This window comes from Caulobacter segnis (assembly GCF_003243465.1).
GTDB classification, from domain to species: domain Bacteria; phylum Pseudomonadota; class Alphaproteobacteria; order Caulobacterales; family Caulobacteraceae; genus Caulobacter; species Caulobacter segnis_A.
Genome location: NZ_QFQZ01000093.1, coordinates 1 through 16,397, shown reverse-complemented (window position 1 = coordinate 16,397; position 16,397 = coordinate 1). Strand labels below are relative to the sequence as shown.

Below are 16,397 nucleotides of genomic sequence, written 5' to 3'. Positions count from 1 at the left end.
GGCGCGCCCGGAACGATTCGAACGTCCGACCCTCAGATTCGTAGTCTGATGCTCTATCCAGCTGAGCTACGGGCGCGCACTGCCTTGCGGCGAGGCGGGGGAGATAGCCCAGCCGATCCGGGGACGCAAGCCCGGTTTTCAGGATAATCCGGAAAAGTTCGCGCAACAGCGTTCGGTCCGGCGCGCCGCCTGCCCGAAGTGGGCGCAAAGCAAGGCGCGTGAAGCCCGCCGCAGCTTATCTGGGCGTGACAGGGCCGCGCGCTTGGTGTCCATGGAGGGTTCCGGGGCGGCGGGCAGGTCGTCCCTCGTCGTTCGCCTGAGGATCCGTATGCGTCGCTTCGCCTCCCTGCTCGCCCTTTCCGCCGCCCTTCAGCTGACCGTCGCGCCGCTGGCCGCCAATGCGGAGTCGATCGCGCTGGGCATGCCGACGCCAAGGCCGGCCGCGACCTCGCCCATCTCGAAGGGCATGGTGGCGGCGGCCAATCCGCTGGCGGTGGAGGCCGGCTTGCGCGTGCTGCGCGACGGCGGCGGCGCGGTCGACGCCGCCGTGGCGATTCAGGCGGTGCTGGGCCTGGTCGAGCCGCAGAGCTCGGGCCTGGGCGGCGGTTCGTTCCTGGTCTTCTACGACGCCAAGACCGGCAAGGTGACCGCCTATGACGGCCGGGAAAAGGCGCCCGGCGGGGCCGGCCCGGACATGTTCCTGGGCGCCGACGGCAAGCCGCTGCCGTTCGTGAAGGCCCTGCTGTCGGGGCGTTCGACCGGCGTGCCCGGCGCGGTGGCCATGCTGTCCCTGGCCCAGAAGGACCACGGCAAGGTCGCCTGGAACACCCTGTTCAAGGACGCCGAGAAGCTGGCGGACGACGGCTTCGTGGTCAGCCCGCGCCTGGCCGGCATGATCAACGGCCGCGCCCCGCAGGCCTCACAACCCGACGCGGTCAAGTACTTCACCAAGCCCGACGGGACCCGCTACCAGGCCGGCGACGTGCTGAAGAACCCGGCCTATGCCGAAACGGTCCGGCAGATCGCGGCCCAGGGTCCGGCGGCGCTGCTGGACGGGCCAATCGCCCAGGCCATCGTCGACCGCTTGCACGAAGGCGAGCTGCCCAGCAGCATCACCCTGGCGGACCTCAAGAGCTACAAGCCGCGCGTCGCACCCGCCCTGTGCCGGCCGTGGAAGGTCTACACCGTCTGCGTGCCCAACCCGCAGTCCAGCGGCCTGGCCGTCATCCAGGCGCTGCGGATGCTGGAGCACACCGACATCGGCAAGCGCGGCCCGACCGATCCGGTCGCCTGGACCCTGCTGGCCCAGGCCGAGCGCGTCATGTACGCCGATCGCGACCGTTATGTCGGCGATCCGGACTTCGTGACGGTGCCGGTCGATGGCCTGCTGGATCCGAAGTACGTCGCCGAGCGCGCCAAGCTGATCACCGACAAGGCCAGCGCCGCCCCGCCGTTCGGCTATCCCAAGGGTGCGCCGAAGGTCGGAATCGACATGACTCACGAGCCCGGCGGCACCACGCACCTCGTGGTCGTCGATCCGCAGGGCAACGTGGTCTCGATGACGACGACGGTCGAGAGCCTGTTCGGCAACGGCCGGATGGTCGGCGGCTTCTTCCTGAACAACCAGCTGACCGACTTCTCCTTCTCGCCGAAGGAGAAGGACGGCGCTCCGGCCGCCAACGCCATCGCCGGCGGCAAGCGGCCGCGCTCGTCGATGGCCCCGATCATCGTGCTGGACAAGAAGGGCAAGTTCCTGGCCGCCGTCGGCTCGCCGGGCGGCAACGCCATCCTTTCCTACAATCTCAAGGCCATGGTCGGCGTGTTCTACTGGGGCCTGAACATGCAGCAGGCCGTGTCGCTGCCCAACGTCGTGGCGCGGGGCGAGACCTATTCCGGCGACGCCGACCTGTTCGGTCCCGAGATGCTGGCGGCGCTGAACGCGCGCGGCGTCAACGTCAAGGTCGGCCAGATCGAAGGCTCGGGCCTGCAGGGCGTGATCGTTCGCCCGGGGAAAATGCTGGAAGGCGGCGCGGATCCCCGCCGCGAAGGCGTGGCCAAGGGTCTCTGAAAGCCCTCTCCTAGGTCCGGGCCTGGTGCTCTTCCAGGCCCGCCTCGACCTCGGCGCGGGAGAAGACCTCCTCCTGGCCGTCGACCAGCAGTTCGGCGTCGGCGGCCTCCTGCACGGCGACCATGGCCGCCACACGGCGCAGGGCGGCCGGGGCGTCCGGCGCCTCGACGGTGATCTCGTGGATGGGCGCGAGGTCGGGCGAGGCGCCCAGCTTCACGGCGATGGTCCAGGTGGTCGTCATCGCATCCTCTCCTGTTCCGCTCTTACTCCGCCGCCGTGTCGGCGCGGCCGCCCGGCTCGGGCAGCGGCTCTGGCGCGCCGGCCAGCGTCAGATCGAACACCGAACCGCCCGGCCCGGTTTCCACCAACACCAAGTCGCCGCCATGACCTTGCGCCAGCTCGCGGGCGATGGCCAGGCCCAGGCCCGTGCCGCCGCGGCGCGCCGAGCCCACGAACGGCTGGAACAGGTTGGCGCGCGCGCGCTCGGGAACGCCCGGGCCGTCGTCCGACAGGCGCAGCACGCTGGAGCCCTCGGCGCGGCGCAGCTCGACGAACACCTTGCCCTTGCCGCCCCGGTCCGGCGCGCCCTCGATGGCCTCGCGGGCGTTGCGCAACAGGTTGGTGAGAATCCGGTGCAGCTGATCGGGATCGGCCACCACCTGCTCGCGCGGGTCGATCACCGTCTCCAGCGCGACCCCGGCGGGCGTCAGGCCGGCGTCCTCGGCCGCCATGTCCAGCGCCGGCCGCAGCGGCGTCGGCCGGACGACGGGGGCCGGCTCCTTGGACTTGCCGTAGGCCATGACGTCGGAGGCCAGGGTGATGGCGCGATCCAGGGCCCGCTCCAGGCGCGGCAGGGCCTGGGCCACCTTGGGATCGCCCAGGGCCGCCAGGCGGTCCGAGGCCATCTGGGCGCTGGTCAGCATGTTGCGCAGGTCGTGATTGATCTTGGCCACGGCCTCACCCAGGGCGGCGAGGCGCGCCTTCGAGGCCAGGGCCGCCAGCAGGTCGGCCTGCATCCGGTCGAGCTCCAGCTCGGCGCGGCCGATCTCGTCGCGGCGGTTGGAGGGGACGAGGCGCGCGGCCGGATCGTCCGGATCGCCCCGGAAGGCCTCCATCGCCCGGGTGATGCGCTGCATCGGCCTGACCAGGAAGATGTTCAGGAAGGCGTAGACCAGGAGACCCGCCAGACCGGCCACGAACAGGGTGACGCCCGCCAGCTGCCAGAGCTGCCCCACCAGCCTGGCCTTCAGCGGCGCGTCGGGCAGCACCACCTCGACGAACTCGGCCTTGCGATAGCGCGGCTCGGCCATCACCCTGACCAGGCTGCCCTTGGGGCTAGTCAGGGTGAAGAACGGCGCGGCCAGCCACGAGCCGGGGTTCTGGCGGCGCAGGTCGACCAGATAGGGCGTGGTCTCGAAAGGTTGCTTGGGCGGCAGGACGAGGCGCCGGGCGCCGTCGACCTGGACGGCCACCGTGACGGCTCCGGCCTGGTCGAACAGCTGGTTGGCGACCGCGTCGCTGACCCGCAGCTCTGGATCGGATTCGGCGATGGTCGAGGCCAGTTCGCCGGCCCGCACCCGGTCCAGCAGCCACTGCTCCTCATAGGCGGCCAGGGCCGGCGGCAGGATCAGCAGGCCGCCGAATGCGACGACCACCGCCGTGAACAGCAGCAGGCGCGCAGACAGGCCGCCCGGCCACGGAAAACGTCTCCGGGGCGGCGCGGTCTCAGTCTCCGACGGCGAAACCGTTTCGACCATCCGGGGCGGCTACTTCTGGTCCAGCGGCGCGGCCTCGCGCCCTTTGCGCCAATGGCGCCACAACGGCGGCAGAAAGGCCAGCACGCCCATGCCGATGATCGGCAGATAGATGCGCGGCGAGAACAGGGTCTCCAGCGTCACCGGTCCGCCCTGGGCGAAGATGTGGCCAAGGCCCGCCCCGATGCCGGCATAGACGAACGAGCTGGGGATCATGCCCAGCAGCGAGGCCAGGACGAAGGTCCGGGCCCGGATGCCGAAGACGCCGGAGGCGACATTGACCACCAGGAGCGGAAAGGCCGGAATCAGGCGCAGGGTCAGCAGATAGTTGAACGCGTCGCCCCTGAAGCCGGTCTCGACCTTGGTCAAGAACGCCGTCGGCTTCTTGCGCAGCATGTCGCCAAAGGCGGTGCGGAACACCAGATAGGTGATCGTCGAGCCGCCGGTCGCGCCCGAGACGGCCGCGAAGCCGCCGCCGATCGGTCCGAACAGGAAGCCGCCGGTCAGCGACAGGATCAGCGCGCCGGGCAGCGAGATCGCCACCGAGCTGACATAGACGGCCAGATAGATCGCCACGCTCAGCAGCGGCTTTTCGCGCGCGAAGGCCTGCAGCGCCGAGCCCCGCGCACGCAGCTCCTCCAGTGAGATGTGATCGGCCAGGCCGCTGGCGAAGGCGGCGACGAACAGGACGACGATCAGCGCCAAGGGCCCGAAACGGCGTAGAAGCGTCAGGACCCGCTCGCGCGTCATGCGGCGCCGACCGCGTCTTGCACCGCCGCGAAACCGTCCGCCCGCAGCCGGGCGGCCAGCTCGCGCTTGATCCGCACGACCAGGCCCGGTCCGCCATAGACCAGGGCCGAATAGAGCTGCACCGCCTGGGCGCCGGCCCTGATCTTGGCGTAGGCGTCCGCGCCGCTGGCGACGCCGCCGGCGCCGATCAGGGCCACGCGCCCGCCGGCGGCGGCGTGAAAGCGCTTCAGCACCGCCGTCGAGGCCTCCAGCAGCGGCGCGCCCGACAGGCCGCCGCTCTCGCCAGCCTGCGGCGACTTCAGGGTTTCGGGCCGGGCGATCGTCGTGTTGCTGACGATGATCGCGTCCAGGCTCGCGCCGACGACCGTGTCGACGATCGCCTCGACCTCGCCGTCCTCGAGATCCGGCGCGACCTTCAGGAAGATCGGATAGTCCTGGCCGGAACGGATCTTCAAGGCCGCCCGCGTCTCGGCCAGGCGCCCCAACAGTTCTTCCAGCGCCGACTTGGTCTGCAGCGCGCGCAGGCCGGGCGTGTTGGGCGAGGAGATGTTGGCCGTGAAATAGTCCGACAGGCCCCACAGGCGGGTCAGGCCGGTGACATAGTCCTGGATGCGGTCGGTCGCGTCCTTGTTGGCCCCGATGTTAGCGCCAACCACACCACCACGACCCTTGCGGGCGGACAGGCGCGCCGCGAACGGCTCCAGCCCGCCATTGTTGAAGCCCATGCGGTTGATCACCGCCTGGTCCTGCGTCAGGCGGAACAGGCGCGGGCGCGGATTGCCGGCCTGGGCCAGCGGCGTGACCGTACCGGCCTCCACGAAGCCGAAGCCGGCGGCCAGCATGGCGTCGGGCACCTCGGCGTTCTTGTCGAAGCCGGCGGCCAGCCCGATGCAGTTGGGCAGCGACAGTCCCGCCAGCTGGGTGGCGAGGATCGGATCGTCGGGACCCGCGTCGCGCGGTCCCAGCCCCAGCTTCAGCCCCTTGATGGCCAGGCCATGCGCGTCCTCGGGATCGAGGGCGTGCAGGGCGCGGGCGGCGACGTCGTGAAGGCTCATGCGGGAAGAACGCCCAGTTGCGGCACGCCGTCGGCGTCCAGAACAAGATCTCGCTGGCTGACCACCTCGTCGGTCAGAAGCGGACGGTAGAGATGCGGGAACAGCGCCCCGCCGCGCGAGGCTTCCCACTTCAGGGCCTCGCCCAGCCCCTCGGCCTCGACGCCCAGCAGCACAAGGTCGGCCTGGTCCTTGAACCACTTGGCGGCCGTCTCCTGGGCCTGCTCGGCGCCGGAAAGGTGGATGAACCCGTCGGCCAGATCGACGGCCGAGCCCTCGAAGCGCCCCGCGGCCTGAGCGCTTGCCCATTCCGCGCGGGACAGGATCTTGTAGATCAGGGTCATTCGCCGCCGGCTCCGCCGTGTTCCTGGGCGTAGAAGAGATGCTCCAGCACCGGCGCGCCCTGGCCATTCCAGCTGAAGACGACGACCGTCGCGGTCGGGAAACGCCCCCGCAGCCGGCTGGTCTGGATCGGCGAGGCCCCGCCCTGCACGGCCAGCCGCAGCGCCAGTTCGTGCATCCCCGGATTGTGGCCGACCACCATCAGGGTGGCGGCGCTGTCGCCGTGGTCGTCGAGGGCCTGCAGAATGTCTTCCGGCTCGGCGTGATAGAGGTCGCGCAGATGCTCGACACGCGGCGCCGGGTCGTGAGCCGCCAGCACCTGCTCGGCGGTCTCGCGGGTGCGACGGGCCGACGAGACCAGCAGCAGGTCCGGCGCGATCCCGGCCTGCGCCAGCACGCGCCCCATGACGGCCGCGTCGGCGCGGCCGCTGTCGACCAGAGCGCGCTCAAAATCGCCCCCGCTCTGGGCGTGCCGCTCGGCCTTGCCGTGGCGCATCAGGATCAGTCGGTCCATGACGTCCTCCATAGCCGCACCTTGGCCTGTCAGGAAGCGGGCGGTTGACACCTTCTTCGCCAAGCGCTCCAAGGCGGAGATGGCTGCGCTCGATCCGATCACGCCCGCCGCCCCGCTGATCGGCGGGGGAACCTGGCGGTTTCCAGCGAACGAACCGCTGCGGCTCGACTCCGGGGCGGTGCTGGAAGGCCTGGAGATTGGCTACCAGACCTATGGCCAGCTGAACGCCGACAAGTCCAACGCCATCCTGATCTGCCACGCCCTGACCGGCGACCAGTTCGTCGCCTCGCCGCACCCGACGACGGGCAAGCCCGGCTGGTGGCTGCGGATGATCGGCCCCGGCAAGCCGCTGGACCCGGACAAGCACTTCATCATCTGCTCGAACGTGATCGGCGGCTGCATGGGCTCGACCGGCCCCGCCTCGATCAATCCGGCGACCGGCAAGGCCTACGGCCTGTCGTTCCCGGTGATCACCATCGCCGACATGGTGCGGGCCCAGGCCATGCTGGTGAAGGCGCTGGGCGTCGACACCCTGTTCGCCGTGATCGGCGGCTCGATGGGCGGCATGCAGGCCCAGCAGTGGGCGGTGGACTATCCCGAGCGGCTGTTCAGCGCCGTGGTCCTGGCCTCGGCCTCGCGCCACTCGGCCCAGAACATCGCCTTCCACGAGGTGGGCCGCCAGGCGATCATGGCCGATCCGGACTGGCGCGGCGGCGCCTATGCCGAGCATGGCGTGCAGCCGGGCAAGGGCCTGGCCGTCGCCCGCATGGCCGCGCACATCACCTATCTGTCCGAGCCCGCCCTGCAGCGGAAGTTCGGCCGAGAGCTGAAGCGCGACGGCCTCTCCTGGGGCTTCGACGCCGACTTCCAGGTCGAGAGCTATCTGCGCCACCAGGGCGCCAGCTTCGTCGATCGCTTCGACGCCAACAGCTATCTCTACATCACCCGGGCCACCGACTATTTCGACATCGCCGCCGCCCATGGCGGGGTGCTGGCCAAGGCCTTCACCCGGGCGCGGAACGTGCGGTTCTGCGTGCTCAGCTTCACCAGCGACTGGCTCTATCCGACCGCCGAGAGCCGCCACCTGGTGCGCGCCCTGACCGCCGCCGGCGCCAAGGCCGCCTTCGTCGAGATCGAGAGCGACAAGGGCCACGACGCCTTCCTGCTGGACGAGCCGGTGATGGACGCGGCCCTGGCCGGCTTCATCAGTTCGGCCGAACGCGATCGGGGGCTGGCGTGACGATCATCCGCGAAGACTTCCGAGAGATCCTGCGCCTGGTGCGCCCGGGCTCGCGCGTGCTGGACGTCGGCTGCGGCGAGGGCGCGCTGCTGGACCTCCTGGCCCACGAGAAGCAGATCGACGGCCGCGGACTGGAGCTCAGCGCCAGCGGCGTCGCGGCCTGCATGGCGCGGGGACTGTCGGTCGTGCAGGGCGACGCCGACCAGGATCTCGATCACTTCCCCGACCGATCGTTCGACTACGCGGTGCTGTCCCAGACCCTGCAGGCGACGCGCAACCCGCGCCGCGTGCTCGACGAGCTGCTGCGGATCGCCGAGCGGGCCATCGTCTCGTTCCCGAACTTCGGCCACTGGCGGGTGCGCTGGTCGCTGCTCAGCAGAGGCCGGATGCCCGAGACCAAGGCCCTGCCCCTGCCCTGGTGGTCAACGCCGAACATCCATCTCTGCACGCTGGCCGACTTCATGGCCCTGACCGAGGACCTGAACCTGCGGGTGGACGCCTGCGCCGCCTTCGCCGGCCAGGGCGGCGCGCGGCCGATCGACCCGACCCGGGCGATCGAGAACTGGCGCTCGGAAAGCTGCCTGTTCATGCTCAGCCGCAACGGCGGACCGGCAATCCGGGAACCTTCGCCGGGCTCGGGCGATCTCTTCGGCGGATGAAGACGCTCCGTCTGATGACGTACAACGTCCACCGCTGCGTGGGCGCCGACCGCAAGCTCGATGTCGAGCGCGTGGCCGAGGTGATCGCCGCCGAGAAGCCCGACGTCGTGGCCCTGCAGGAGCTGGACGTGCGGCGCGCCCGCACGCGTGGCGTGGACCAGGCCCATCGGCTGGCGGAACTCCTGAAGATGAGTTTCCACTTCCACCCGGCCATGGCCGTGGAAGAGGAGCTCTACGGCGACGCCATCCTGACCGCCCTGCCGGAACGGCGGATCAAGGCCAAGGGCCTGCCGCTCTATCGCCGCGTGCCGGGCCTGGAGCCGCGCGGGGCCCTGTGGGTCGAGGTCGAGGTGGGCGGGACCAAGGTCCAGATCATCAACACCCACCTGGGGCTGGTGCCCCAGGAGCAGAAGCGCCAGGCCGCCGCCCTGCTGGGGCCCGACTGGATGGGCGACGATGGCTGGGTCGCGCCGGGCGTGGTGCTGGGCGACTTCAACGCCACGCCCTATTCGGCCACCTACCGGATGCTGCGGACGGCGCTGCGCGACGCCCAGGCGCCCTCGCCGACCTGGCCGCGCCCGGCCACCGCGACCTTTCCGTCGAGCTTCCCGTTCATGCGGATCGACCACGTCTTCCTGACCAAGGGCCTGGAGACGCGCGGCGTGCGCTCGCCCTACGACGCCCTCGCCCGCGTGGCGTCCGACCACCTGCCGCTGGTGGTCGACCTCGAGATCACGGCTGCAGACGCTCCGGCGGCGCCGGCGGCGGGGCGGTAAGCCGCGCCAGGTCCCGCTTCAGGCGCGCGCGGCGTCCCCACGGCCGCCAGGCGTCGTCCGGCGCGATGGCGTCGCCCAGGCTCCAGTCGGCGATGAACTTCTGGACGCGCCCCAGCTTGCGGGCGGGCGCGGGCCGAAGACGACGCGGCGGTCCGCCGTGGACGTCCAGCGCGTTGATCGCCGCCGCCAGCCCGCCCTCGCGCTCCACGGCGTCCAGCACGTCGGCGGCGGAGCGGTCGATGAAGTGACCGACCAGCCGCCCCAGGAACGCTCGCACCGTCTCGCGCTCCAGGTCGGTGCGCGCCTCGAAGGCCAGGTCGCACTCGCTGTCGAGGCCGATCGAGCGGTTGTTGAGATTGGCCGAACCGATCCGCAGCAGCCGGTCGTCGATGATCGTGACCTTGGAGTGGACGATGATCGGCGCGCCGTTCGGCGTATGGGCCGAGAAGGCCGAGAAGCGCTTGTGGATGTCGACCTCGCGCAGGCGGTTGATCGCCGCCGTCCGGGCGCTGTCCATGGTCATCTGGTCGAAATAGCTGGGGCTGCGGGCCGGCCCGATCGTGACCACCTCGGGCCCGTCCGGCTCGAACAGGCGCTCGGCCAGGGCTTCAACGATGATCGGCGAGGTCAGGTACTGGTTTTCCAGATAGATCAGCCGCCGGGCGCTCTTGATCGCGGCCAGGTGCAGCAGCAGGCACTCGGTGATCTCCGGCCGCCCTTGCCATTCGGCCGAGGTGCGAGCCACGGCGACGGGCAGCCTCCGCAGGTCCGGTGTCAAATGGCTCGGCCACGGCGTGACGTCGGGGCGGGCCGGCCGCTCGATCGCGTCGCCGCCCGAGGCGCGCCAGCGGTCGATGAACAGGTCGGCCATCACCTCGGCGGCGCGGCCGTCGACCAGCATCGCCACCTCGTGGCGCGGCGGATAGTGGCGACCGGTCGGCAGGCGGCGCAGCGGATTGTTGTCCAGGTGACGGCAGTCGTCCCAGCGATCCACGCCGATGTCTCCGCCACTGACCAGGGCTGTAACGCCGTCGATGATCACCGCCTTCTGGTGATGACAGGCGCTGGCCGGCAGGGTGGCGTCCAAGCGGTACTTGACCCGTGATCCGGCGAAGAAGGCAGCGCCGCGATGGGGACCGAACAGCTGCGAGGCCGCGATCGGGAACGGCATGTCCCAGGTCAGCACCCGCACGTCCAGCGCCGGGTTCAGCGCCGCCTGCCGGCGCAGGATCAGGCCGATGCGGTCGGCCTGGGTCGGATCGCGGCTCTTGCGGACGCGGTCGGGATCCAGGCGCGTCAGCGGGTCGAAAACCCAGGCCAGGATCCAGATCGACTTCTTGGCCGCCAGCAGCAGCGGCTTGAGCGCGTCGAAGGCCTCGTCGTTGTCGATCAGCAGGGCCACGCGATCGGCGGCCTCGACGCGCCAGCAGGTCTGGCCCGGTTCAAAAACGGAAGAAGTCGAATCCATGTCGCCCTGAACGCCGTGAACCTGGACAACGCGCGGAGGCGACCTATGGCTCCGCTTCAAGGCGAGGTCTTGTCGAAACGTGGAGAGGCTAGCCGGCGATGGCCGCCGCATCCCGCTCCCCGGTGCGGATTCGCAGGGCCTGCTCCAGGTCCATCACGAAGACCTTGCCGTCGCCGATCTTGCCGGTGTTGGCGGTGCGTTGCAGGGCCTCGATCACGGGCTCGAGCACGTCGCTGGGCACGGCGATCTCCAGCTTCACCTTGGGCAGCAGCTTCACCTCGTATTCGGCGCCGCGATAGACCTCGGTCTTGCCCTTCTGGCGGCCATAGCCGCGGACTTCGGTCACCGTCAGGCCGGACGCCCCCGCCTCGGTGACCGCTTCGAGCACCGCGTCGAGGCGGCTCGGCTTAATCACGGCGACGATCATCTTCATGGCGCGGCTCCAGCGAGCGAACAGGGGTTACAGGTCCAAGCTAGGCGTCCGGAGGCTCGGCTCCAAGCCCGTTCGCGCTCAAGGCTTGTTCGGCGCCTTATGAACGGGCGCCGGGCGCCCCTTGCCGTGTCGGACGGGGGCCGGGCCGGCGGGGCTGGGCAGCAGGACGCCTGGCGCGAACACCCGGGCCGGCGCACGCCGGCCCTTGGGCTTGACCGCGAAGGTCTGCTTGATCGCCTCCATCAGGATCACGCCGGCGAAGCGCGGCCACAGGCGCGCCCCCACCTGCTCGAACCCTTCGGCCCAGCCGGACATGGCGGCGAACGGCGGGACATAGAGCGCACGGGTCCAGCCGGCGGGCTCCAGGCCCGCTTCGCGGATCAGGCTTTCCAGCTGGCTGCGGCTGTAGGGACGACCATGGCCGAAGGGCGTGCCCTCGGCGCCCGCCCAGACGCCGTCGCGCGACGAGACCGCGACGATCAGCCGGCCGGTCGGGGCCATCACCCGCCCGATCTCGGCCAGCAGGGCGGCGGGGTTGTCGGCTTCCTCAAGGGCGTGGACGGCCAGGACGCGGTCGAACAGGGCGTTCGGCAGCGGCAGGGCCGTCTCTTCGACGAGGCAAGCCTGGTTTCGGCCGCCGTGCGGCCAGACCTCGACGCCCTGCTGGGCCGGCATGGCCGCCACGACGCGGCGGGCGTTGGCGCGCGCGGAGTCGAGGAACGGCGTGGCGTAGCCAAGGCCCAGCACGTCCAGGCCCCGGGTGTCGCCCCAGGCTTCCTCGACCTTCCGCGTCAGCATGGTCCGGGCCGCGCGCCCCAGCGGGGCGGCGTAGAAGGCCCTGAGATCGAGCACGTCGCGACGCATTGAGTCTCCCGCACTTGGAGGCCATCCTTGTATTCGCGCCCGCGTCGTGGCGATAGAGCTTGCGCCATGCCCGTCACCATCCACCAGTTCCCGTGCCTGTCCGACAACTACGGCTTTCTCGTCCGCGACGAGGCCAGCGGCCAGGTCGCGACGATCGACACGCCCGACGCCGAGACGATCCTGGCGCGGCTGGGCGAGCTGGGCTGGACCCTCGGTCTGATTCTTAACACGCACTGGCACCCCGACCATGCGGGCGGCAACGAGACCCTGAAGGCCGCGACGGGCGCGACCATCGTGGGCCCCGCGGAAGTGACGCGGATCGCGCCGCTGGACCGAACGGTGAAGGACGGCGATGTCGTCATGCTGGGCGAGACCCGCTTCGACGTTCTGGACACCGGCGGCCACACCCTGGGCCACGTCAGCTATCACGACGCCGCCGACGGGATCGCCTTCGTCGGCGACACCCTGTTCGCCCTGGGCTGCGGGCGGCTATTCGAGGGCACGGCCGAGCAGATGTGGACCTCCCTGTCGCGTCTGGCCGCCCTGCCGGACCACACCACCGTCTATTGCGCCCACGAGTACACGACCTCGAACGCCCGCTTCGCCCTGTCCGTCGACGACGATCCGGCGCTGAAGGCGCGGGCCGAGGCGGTGTTCGCCGCCCGCGAGCGGGGCCAGCCGACCGTGCCCACCACGATCGCCGCCGAAAAGGCGACCAATCCGTTCCTGCGCGCGCCGCTGCTGCGGCCAGAGGCGGCCTCGGCCGCCGCGGCGTTCGGCGACATCCGCGCGGCCAAGGACAGTTTCAAGGGATGAGCAGCAGCGTGATCGAGCCACATCGGGCCGGAGGGGCCATCTCGGGCGACCTGGGCGCCAAGGAGATCATCCGGATGCTGGACCTGCAGCCGCATCCGGAAGGCGGCTGGTACCGCCAGACCTTTCAGGACGAGCCGGGGCCGGACGGCCGCGCCAAGTCGACCTGCATCTACTTCCTGCTCGAGGCCGATCAGGTCTCGGTCTGGCATCGGGTCGACGCGGTCGAGACCTGGCACTGGTACGCCGGCGCGCCGATTTCGATCAGCCTGTCGCCGCCCGACGGCCAGGGCGTCAGCGCCTATGTGCTGGGTCCGGACTTGCGCGCCGGCTGCCGTCCGCAGGTGGTCGTGCCCACCGCGTGGTGGCAGACCGCGGTCAGCCTGGGCGCCTGGACCCTGGTCGGCTGCACCGTCGCGCCCGGGTTTCGATTCGAGGGCTTCGAGATGGCCCCGAGCGACTGGACGCCCACGCGCGCCTGACCGGGCCCGCAAAGCGCGACATTTCGCCGCGGGAGATCGGGCGAATACTCAAATTGAGCAACTTGGTCACATGGCCATGCCCATGTAACCGTGCGATCAGTTCCGAGTCAGTCAAAGGACTGACCGAGGGAGTGTTGCTTTACCCATGTCGGAAGAGTTCGCGAACGTTCGGGCCGCCCATCGCTACGCGACCGATTACATGCTGCGCTGGGTGGAGATCGCCAACGACGTCCATCACTCGGACATTCTGTATAGCCTTGTTTTCACGACCCTTTGGGCGGGCAACGTCTCGCACCTGCGGGGCTCGGCCTATTCGGAGCTGGAGGACGTCCCCCCCGACCACGAGCGTCGCCCGCTGACGGTCCGCCAGGTCGCCGATTCCCTGGGGCTCCCCTATGAGACGGTCCGCCGCCGCTTCGTCGAGATGCTCGACCGCGGCGTCGCCAAGCGGGTCGGCCGCGAAGGCTTCATCATCCCACACGAAGTTTTCGTCCAGCCGGAGTTCATGAATGGCCTGCGGCGGTCGCACCAGAGCCTGACGCGCTTCCTCAAGGAGCTGAAGACCGTCGGCGTCGACGTGAACTGAGCGGACGCTCAGGCGCTCTCGCGCACCACCAGTTCGACGGGAAAGATGACGGAGGCCGCGTCGTCCCCCGCCATGCGTCGGAACAACAGATCCACCATGGCCCTCGCCCCCGCCTCCATGTCCTGCCGGATGGTGGTCAGGGAGGGGGTGCTGTGCTGCGACAGCATGATGTCGTCGAACCCGATGACGGCCACGTCGCGGTCCCGCGCCCTGGCGGAGCGACGCAGCGTCGACAGGGCGGTGAGCGCCAGCACGTCCGAAAACGCGAAGATGGCGTCGAAGGCTAGGCCGGACGCCAGCAGCGCGTTCACCGCGCGTTCGGCGTCGGACCGGGTATAGCGCGACGGGATGACCAGCGCCGGATCGAAGGCGATCCCCGCCGCCTCCAGGCCGCGCCGATAACCCTCGAACCGATGGGCGGCCTCGGGCGCATCGGTCTTGCCCAGGAAGACGATCCTTCGCCGCCCCCGCGCCACCAGATGCGCGATGGCCAGCCGCGCGCCCTCGCGGTTGTCGGCGCCGACCAGGCAATAGCGTTGGTCCGGCATGGGCGCGCCCCAGACCACCATCGGGCGGTAGGAGGCCGCCGCCCTGTTCAGCGCCTCGTGCTGATCGCTCTGCCCGATGACCAGCAAGCCGTCGGCGCGATGCGACTGGATGATGCGATCCAGCCATCCGGGCTCGGTGGCGATCACCCTGTTGAGCAGCACCAGATAGTCGCGGCGGGTGATCTCGTCGGCGAGCCGCCCGACCATCTCCAGGAAGAACGGGTCCGAGATCATCTGGCCGGCCTCGTGGGCCAGGGAGAGAATCACCCCGATGGTCTCGGTCTTGCGAAGGCGCAGGCTGCGGGCCGACTGGTTGACCACATACCCGTGCGTCCGGGCGATCTCGGCGATGCGGTCACGAAGCGGTTCGGGGATCAGGGGGTTGCCCGCCAGGGCCCGCGACACCGTCGAGACGGAGACGCCCGCCATGCGCGCGATGTCGGCCATCTTCAGGCGCCCCCGGTCGGGAGGCGGAACCAGCTCGGGACAGTCCATGTCGACAGCGAGACCTTGCGGGCCACAGCCCGCGTGAACGCCGCCACCGAAACGACGGCGGACGTGGATACAGTGTGAGAAACCGCTGCTATCGCCTGCGTGTAAACACAATCTAAGGTTATATGGTTACGATTTGGGCCTAACGGCGCAGAAACCGCTGGAGCTCGCCACAGGGCGGCGCCTTCGCGTCAGTCCGGCCGCGACCTAGCGGTTCATCACCTTGATGATGCGCTTGGACGACGGGCGCCCCGCCAGGCCCTGTCCGGGGGCGTAGGTGACGATCAGGGAGCCGTCCCGAACCTGGGCGCTGGGCTTGCGCCCTTCGGTCAACAGCACGCGGCCGATCTTGGACAGGATCGAGCGCTCGCCCTTGCGCGCGGCCTGCTCGAACGCCTCGGCGGTCACCATGGCGGAGTCGGCGATCAGGACCGATGTTTCAGGCCGGGCGTCCTCGAGCGTGGCGAACTCGATCTGGCGCTGCGCCGCGCGGCTGGCGCGATTGGCCGCGATGACGAGGCGCTGGAACAGGGCAGCGAAGGACAGGACCGCCGGCGGCTGGATCGACGTCGCGCGCCCCGACAGCGCCGCGGCCGCGCCCGTCGGCGCATCGTCGGTGAACAGGATCACCCCGCCCAGCTTGGTGACCCGCAGGACCGGCTCGCCCAGATCGTTGCGGTAGATGACATCGCCCCGCGACGCGGGCTGGGCCGAAAGCACCCAGACCTCGGTGCTGTTGTCGAACTTGAACAAGGGCTGCGGCGCGGCCTTGTCGAAGACGAAGGTCCCGCCGGTCTCCGAGGCGTAGCGGGCGACGGGCGGCGGCGCCACGCGTCGCGCCTCGGCCGCGCCCCGATGCCCGAGCAGGGCGTCGCGCAGCGAATGCGGCAGCTGCTGGGCGTCGGCCGCCCCGGCCATGAGCATCAGAGCCAGGACCGGCAGGGCCGACTTTCTCCCCCTCACGCCCAACTGCGCCTTACAGAATTTCATAGGATCCGTACTGCCCGGCGACTGGGGCGAATCTTGGACGGCAAAGCGTCGGTCCCCCGAAGACGCACCCATGAGGCCAAAACGCCACAGTCGCCGTCAAGTCCGACTTCGGGGGATGCGGTCCGTACGGAGCGGTCCGCGCGCGGCCGTCAGGCCATGTACTGGCCGCCGTTGAGGGTGAGCGTCGCGCCCGTCACGAAGCCGGCGCGCTCGCCGGCCAGGAACGAGACCATGTCGGCGATCTCCTCGCCGCGGCCCAGGCGCCCGACGGGGATGCCGGCGATGATGCCGGCCAGCACGTTCTCAGGCACGGCGGCGACCATCTCGGTGTCGATATAGCCGGGGCAGATCACGTTGACCGTCACGCCCTTCTTGGCGTTCTCCAGCGCCAGGGCCTTGGTGAAGCCGATCAGGCCGGCCTTGGCCGCCGAATAGTTGGTCTGGCCCATCTGGCCTTTCTGGCCGTTGATCGAGCTGATGTTGATGATCCGGCCCCAGCTGCGCTCGCGCATGCCCTCGATCACCGGGCGGGTCATGTTGAAGGCCGAGTCCATATTGACCCGGAT

The 16,397-nt window shown here is 70.1% G+C and carries 19 protein-coding genes, 1 tRNA gene and 1 pseudogene; 7 read left to right on the top strand and 14 right to left on the bottom strand.

Annotated elements, in window-relative coordinates:
- Positions 1-2 precede the first annotated feature (2 nt).
- Positions 3-76, bottom strand: a tRNA-Arg gene (locus DI526_RS20595).
- 252 nt (positions 77-328) lie between these two features.
- Between DI526_RS20595 and ggt the strand changes: the two genes are divergently transcribed.
- Positions 329-2,068: a gamma-glutamyltransferase gene (gene ggt / locus DI526_RS20590; RefSeq protein WP_304282001.1), complete on the top strand. Its 1,740-nt coding sequence runs from the start codon at positions 329-331 to the stop codon at positions 2,066-2,068.
- Between the two features lie 10 nt (positions 2,069-2,078).
- On the opposite strand, the gene DI526_RS20585 is transcribed toward ggt, so the two are convergent.
- From DI526_RS20585 to DI526_RS20560, 6 genes are read right to left on the bottom strand one after another with little or no spacing between them, the layout of a single operon-like run.
- Positions 2,079-2,309: a hypothetical protein gene (locus tag DI526_RS20585; RefSeq protein WP_304281999.1), complete on the bottom strand. Its 231-nt coding sequence runs from the start codon at positions 2,307-2,309 to the stop codon at positions 2,079-2,081.
- A 22-nt stretch (positions 2,310-2,331) separates the two neighbouring features.
- The gene (locus tag DI526_RS20580) at positions 2,332-3,825 is read right to left on the bottom strand and encodes a HAMP domain-containing sensor histidine kinase (RefSeq protein WP_304281996.1); all 1,494 of its coding nucleotides are present in this window, start codon (positions 3,823-3,825) and stop codon (positions 2,332-2,334) included.
- A gap of 9 nt (positions 3,826-3,834) precedes the next feature.
- Entirely contained in the window at positions 3,835-4,572 is a 738-nt protein-coding gene (locus DI526_RS20575; protein ID WP_304281994.1) for a TVP38/TMEM64 family protein, read from the bottom strand.
- Positions 4,569-5,627: a quinone-dependent dihydroorotate dehydrogenase gene (locus tag DI526_RS20570; protein ID WP_304281991.1), complete on the bottom strand. Its 1,059-nt coding sequence runs from the start codon at positions 5,625-5,627 to the stop codon at positions 4,569-4,571. Before DI526_RS20570 ends, DI526_RS20575 begins: the two co-directional genes overlap by 4 nt.
- Complete coding sequence (locus DI526_RS20565; RefSeq protein ID WP_304281988.1) at positions 5,624-5,968, bottom strand: DUF952 domain-containing protein; 345 nt, start codon at positions 5,966-5,968, stop codon at positions 5,624-5,626. The genes DI526_RS20570 and DI526_RS20565 overlap by 4 nt, the downstream gene beginning before the upstream one ends.
- Positions 5,965-6,480, bottom strand: coding sequence for a histidine phosphatase family protein (locus DI526_RS20560; RefSeq protein WP_304281985.1), 516 nt, complete (start codon positions 6,478-6,480; stop codon positions 5,965-5,967). The genes DI526_RS20565 and DI526_RS20560 overlap by 4 nt, the downstream gene beginning before the upstream one ends.
- Before the next feature lie 79 nt (positions 6,481-6,559).
- Here DI526_RS20560 and DI526_RS20555 point away from each other — a divergent pair, with 79 nt between their 5' ends.
- From DI526_RS20555 to DI526_RS20545, 3 genes are read left to right on the top strand one after another with little or no spacing between them, the layout of a single operon-like run.
- Entirely contained in the window at positions 6,560-7,720 is a 1,161-nt protein-coding gene (locus DI526_RS20555) for a homoserine O-acetyltransferase (RefSeq protein WP_304282009.1), read from the top strand.
- A complete protein-coding gene (gene metW, locus DI526_RS20550; RefSeq protein ID WP_304281984.1) occupies positions 7,717-8,379 on the top strand; it encodes a methionine biosynthesis protein MetW in 663 nt (220 codons plus the stop codon). Before DI526_RS20555 ends, metW begins: the two co-directional genes overlap by 4 nt.
- Positions 8,376-9,155, top strand: a complete 780-nt coding sequence (locus DI526_RS20545) for an endonuclease/exonuclease/phosphatase family protein (protein ID WP_304281981.1) — start codon at positions 8,376-8,378, stop codon at positions 9,153-9,155. The genes metW and DI526_RS20545 overlap by 4 nt, the downstream gene beginning before the upstream one ends.
- On the opposite strand, the gene DI526_RS20540 is transcribed toward DI526_RS20545, so the two are convergent.
- The 3 genes from DI526_RS20540 to DI526_RS20530 form a co-directional block, all read right to left on the bottom strand.
- The gene (locus tag DI526_RS20540; protein WP_304281978.1) at positions 9,112-10,623 is read right to left on the bottom strand and encodes a phospholipase D-like domain-containing protein; all 1,512 of its coding nucleotides are present in this window, start codon (positions 10,621-10,623) and stop codon (positions 9,112-9,114) included. The genes DI526_RS20545 and DI526_RS20540 overlap by 44 nt on opposite strands.
- A gap of 88 nt (positions 10,624-10,711) precedes the next feature.
- A complete protein-coding gene (locus tag DI526_RS20535; RefSeq protein ID WP_304281975.1) occupies positions 10,712-11,056 on the bottom strand; it encodes a P-II family nitrogen regulator in 345 nt (114 codons plus the stop codon).
- Positions 11,057-11,134: 78 nt separating this feature from the next.
- Positions 11,135-11,920 carry a class I SAM-dependent methyltransferase gene (locus DI526_RS20530; RefSeq protein ID WP_304281972.1) on the bottom strand — a complete coding sequence of 262 codons (786 nt, stop codon included), beginning with the start codon at positions 11,918-11,920 and terminating at the stop codon, positions 11,135-11,137.
- Positions 11,921-11,986: 66 nt separating this feature from the next.
- Between DI526_RS20530 and gloB the strand changes: the two genes are divergently transcribed.
- From gloB to DI526_RS20515, 3 genes are all read left to right on the top strand, one after another.
- Positions 11,987-12,736 (top strand): hydroxyacylglutathione hydrolase, encoded by a 750-nt coding sequence (gloB, locus tag DI526_RS20525; RefSeq protein WP_304281970.1) that lies wholly within the window; start codon positions 11,987-11,989, stop codon positions 12,734-12,736.
- Complete coding sequence (locus DI526_RS20520; RefSeq protein ID WP_304281968.1) at positions 12,733-13,215, top strand: cupin domain-containing protein; 483 nt, start codon at positions 12,733-12,735, stop codon at positions 13,213-13,215. The genes gloB and DI526_RS20520 overlap by 4 nt, the downstream gene beginning before the upstream one ends.
- A 145-nt stretch (positions 13,216-13,360) precedes the next feature.
- Positions 13,361-13,801 (top strand): hypothetical protein, encoded by a 441-nt coding sequence (locus DI526_RS20515; protein ID WP_304281965.1) that lies wholly within the window; start codon positions 13,361-13,363, stop codon positions 13,799-13,801.
- 8 nt (positions 13,802-13,809) lie between these two features.
- On the opposite strand, the gene DI526_RS20510 is transcribed toward DI526_RS20515, so the two are convergent.
- From DI526_RS20510 to DI526_RS20495, 4 genes and pseudogenes are all read right to left on the bottom strand, one after another.
- On the bottom strand, positions 13,810-14,583 hold the full coding sequence (locus tag DI526_RS20510; protein WP_304282004.1) for a substrate-binding domain-containing protein: 774 nt from the start codon (positions 14,581-14,583) through the stop codon (positions 13,810-13,812).
- A 90-nt stretch (positions 14,584-14,673) separates the two neighbouring features.
- Positions 14,674-14,844, bottom strand: a pseudogene (locus DI526_RS20505) (LacI family DNA-binding transcriptional regulator); the annotation flags it as partial.
- A gap of 204 nt (positions 14,845-15,048) precedes the next feature.
- Entirely contained in the window at positions 15,049-15,831 is a 783-nt protein-coding gene (locus DI526_RS20500) for a DUF4908 domain-containing protein (RefSeq protein WP_304281962.1), read from the bottom strand.
- A 149-nt stretch (positions 15,832-15,980) separates the two neighbouring features.
- The coding region (locus DI526_RS20495) for an SDR family oxidoreductase (protein ID WP_304281960.1) at positions 15,981-16,397 on the bottom strand (417 nt) is incomplete at its 5' end.

Excerpts from the sequence above, each read along its gene's own strand:
- ggt (WP_304282001.1), top strand. The coding sequence starts at position 329 with ATGCGTCGCTTCGCCTCCCTGCTCGCCCTTTCCGCCGCCCTTCAGCTG.
- DI526_RS20585 (WP_304281999.1), bottom strand. The coding sequence starts at position 2,309 with ATGACGACCACCTGGACCATCGCCGTGAAGCTGGGCGCCTCGCCCGAC.
- DI526_RS20580 (WP_304281996.1), bottom strand. The coding sequence starts at position 3,825 with ATGGTCGAAACGGTTTCGCCGTCGGAGACTGAGACCGCGCCGCCCCGG.
- DI526_RS20575 (WP_304281994.1), bottom strand. The coding sequence starts at position 4,572 with ATGACGCGCGAGCGGGTCCTGACGCTTCTACGCCGTTTCGGGCCCTTG.
- DI526_RS20570 (WP_304281991.1), bottom strand. The coding sequence starts at position 5,627 with ATGAGCCTTCACGACGTCGCCGCCCGCGCCCTGCACGCCCTCGATCCC.
- DI526_RS20565 (WP_304281988.1), bottom strand. The coding sequence starts at position 5,968 with ATGACCCTGATCTACAAGATCCTGTCCCGCGCGGAATGGGCAAGCGCT.
- DI526_RS20560 (WP_304281985.1), bottom strand. The coding sequence starts at position 6,480 with ATGGACCGACTGATCCTGATGCGCCACGGCAAGGCCGAGCGGCACGCC.
- DI526_RS20555 (WP_304282009.1), top strand. The coding sequence starts at position 6,560 with ATGGCTGCGCTCGATCCGATCACGCCCGCCGCCCCGCTGATCGGCGGG.
- DI526_RS20545 (WP_304281981.1), top strand. The coding sequence starts at position 8,376 with ATGAAGACGCTCCGTCTGATGACGTACAACGTCCACCGCTGCGTGGGC.
- DI526_RS20540 (WP_304281978.1), bottom strand. The coding sequence starts at position 10,623 with ATGGATTCGACTTCTTCCGTTTTTGAACCGGGCCAGACCTGCTGGCGC.
- DI526_RS20535 (WP_304281975.1), bottom strand. The coding sequence starts at position 11,056 with ATGAAGATGATCGTCGCCGTGATTAAGCCGAGCCGCCTCGACGCGGTG.
- DI526_RS20530 (WP_304281972.1), bottom strand. The coding sequence starts at position 11,920 with ATGCGTCGCGACGTGCTCGATCTCAGGGCCTTCTACGCCGCCCCGCTG.
- gloB (WP_304281970.1), top strand. The coding sequence starts at position 11,987 with ATGCCCGTCACCATCCACCAGTTCCCGTGCCTGTCCGACAACTACGGC.
- DI526_RS20520 (WP_304281968.1), top strand. The coding sequence starts at position 12,733 with ATGAGCAGCAGCGTGATCGAGCCACATCGGGCCGGAGGGGCCATCTCG.
- DI526_RS20515 (WP_304281965.1), top strand. The coding sequence starts at position 13,361 with ATGTCGGAAGAGTTCGCGAACGTTCGGGCCGCCCATCGCTACGCGACC.
- DI526_RS20510 (WP_304282004.1), bottom strand. The coding sequence starts at position 14,583 with ATGATCTCGGACCCGTTCTTCCTGGAGATGGTCGGGCGGCTCGCCGAC.
- DI526_RS20500 (WP_304281962.1), bottom strand. The coding sequence starts at position 15,831 with ATGAAATTCTGTAAGGCGCAGTTGGGCGTGAGGGGGAGAAAGTCGGCC.